Origin of the sequence: Ornithinimicrobium sp. (genome assembly GCF_030537745.1) — a bacterium.
Taxonomy (GTDB): domain Bacteria; phylum Actinomycetota; class Actinomycetes; order Actinomycetales; family Dermatophilaceae; genus Ornithinicoccus.
This window is the reverse complement of record NZ_JAUNVI010000130.1, coordinates 1-1,626: the sequence shown is the minus strand read 5'-3', so window position 1 is coordinate 1,626 and position 1,626 is coordinate 1. Positions and strand designations below refer to the sequence as shown.

The 1,626-nt window shown below is 67.3% G+C and carries 3 protein-coding genes; all 3 read left to right on the top strand.

Translation table 11 applies throughout. The features are described from left to right. Window positions 1–895: multicopper oxidase family protein (locus tag Q4P07_RS14320; protein WP_303375588.1), on the top strand; the 895-nt coding region annotated here is incomplete at its 5' end. 302 nt (window positions 896–1,197) lie between these two features. After that, window positions 1,198–1,332 (top strand): hypothetical protein, encoded by a 135-nt coding sequence (locus Q4P07_RS14315; protein ID WP_303375587.1) that lies wholly within the window; start codon window positions 1,198–1,200, stop codon window positions 1,330–1,332. Between the two features lie 137 nt (window positions 1,333–1,469). Beyond that, complete coding sequence (locus Q4P07_RS14310) at window positions 1,470–1,592, top strand: hypothetical protein (protein ID WP_303375586.1); 123 nt, start codon at window positions 1,470–1,472, stop codon at window positions 1,590–1,592. Window positions 1,593–1,626 lie beyond the last annotated feature (34 nt).

The window sequence follows — 1,626 nt, the reverse complement described above, 5'->3', positions numbered from 1 at the left end:
CGGGTCTGTCGTATCCCCATCGAGGATGGAGCGCATGATGGGGCGCGAGGGGGAGTTGGTGCTCGTCGACGGCCAGGTCAGCCCGCTGTTGCGCGGGCAGGCGGGTGAAAGAGAACGCTGGCGGGTTGTCAACGCCTGCTCCTCGCGCTACCTGTCCCTGCGTCTTCCGGGGCAGGAGACCAGGGTGGTGGGCCGGGATGTCGGACGGTTGGCCGTGCCTGCCTCCCTCGACCAGGTGGTTCTAGCCCCCGGCAACCGGCTCGACCTGATCATCGACCTCACCGAAGGTCAGAGCGAGTTAGTCGCAGTGCCCGTGGACCGCGGCCAGATGATGGGCGGCATGATGGGGCGCGGTGGTCGCGGCGGCGGTGGGGTCGGCCCGGAGGACTCCGAACGCCCCCTCGCCAGGCTGCAGGTTGGCTCCGGCAGGGGCGCCGCGGCAGGAGGTCCGCCGCCTGGCGGCGGAGCCGAGGAGGTTCCGCTGGCGGACCTGCGTGAGGTGCGGGTCGACGAGCGCCGGAGGCTGACCTTCCAGATGTCGATGGTCGGGATGATGGGCGGTGGGGGCCCGATGGACTTCACCCTCGACGGTCTGTCCTATGACCCCGACCGCACCGACCAGCGGGTTCGGTTGGGCACCGTCGAGGAGTGGACCATCGGCAACGACGGACCGCTGGACCACCCCTTCCACCTGCACGTATGGCCGATGCAGTTGATCGAGACAGCGGGGGAGCGCCTGGACGTGCCCGTGTGGCTCGACGTCGTCAACGTCCCGGCCGGAGGGTCGGTCACTGTGCGGATCCGGTTTGCTGACTTCGGAGGCCGGACGGTCTACCACTGCCACATCCTCGACCACGAGGACCTCGGCATGATGGGGACGATTCTCGTCGAATGACCCAGGGCGCGCGCCCAAGCGTGTCGTGCCTTGGTTACCGTCATCGCTGCCACCTCCACGGTGGTTCATCACCGATTGTTCTCAGCTTCTGAGTTTAGGAGGTTTTGAGTCCCTGGTTCTCGCCACCCCGCTTTAGGGGTCATGACCAGAGTGCGCGCGGCCACCGACAGGGCGCAGCGGTTATCCACAGGCAGGTGCCGCCAGCGGCCGTATCCCCAGAAGTGGCCGGGAGTCACCAGTGCTGGCAAAGGAGTCGCTGGGCTGGGTCTATCGACATCGCCCTCTGCGAAGGAGCTCTTATGATGCCGCTGGACCGAAGGGTCACCACCCCTGCCGCAGCCCACGTCCTGGTGGCGATGCACCAACTGCTCTGGCAGGCCAGCACCGAGGCCGCACGCCTGCCGGACCGGTCCGGTAGTTCTGGCCCGGCAGGCTGAAGAACTGAGCAGGCAGGAGCCCGTGTCCGACTTACCGCCAGGAATCTCGTTGCTGGTCGTGCGCTTGATCGACACCATCCGGGACCACTCGTGAGGCGGCGAACACCCACCATCTACCCGCCAGTGTGGGTGAGTTGATGAACCGAGCCGATGTGCTTGCTCGCGACCGGATGTATGAGCGCCCGATCAACCAACTGGGGCGTGCGGCCAGGACGTTGCACCGCGCGACCGGCGATGCCCGCCCCTCACGAGCCACCTAACGCAGCGTGAAGCCCGGCACCAATGGGTCCCGGG

What these genes read in the sequence shown, in the direction of transcription:
- Q4P07_RS14315 (WP_303375587.1), top strand. Translation starts at nt 1,198, where the DNA reads ATGCCGCTGGACCGAAGGGTCACCACCCCTGCCGCAGCCCACGTCCTG.
- Q4P07_RS14310 (WP_303375586.1), top strand. Translation starts at nt 1,470, where the DNA reads ATGAACCGAGCCGATGTGCTTGCTCGCGACCGGATGTATGAGCGCCCG.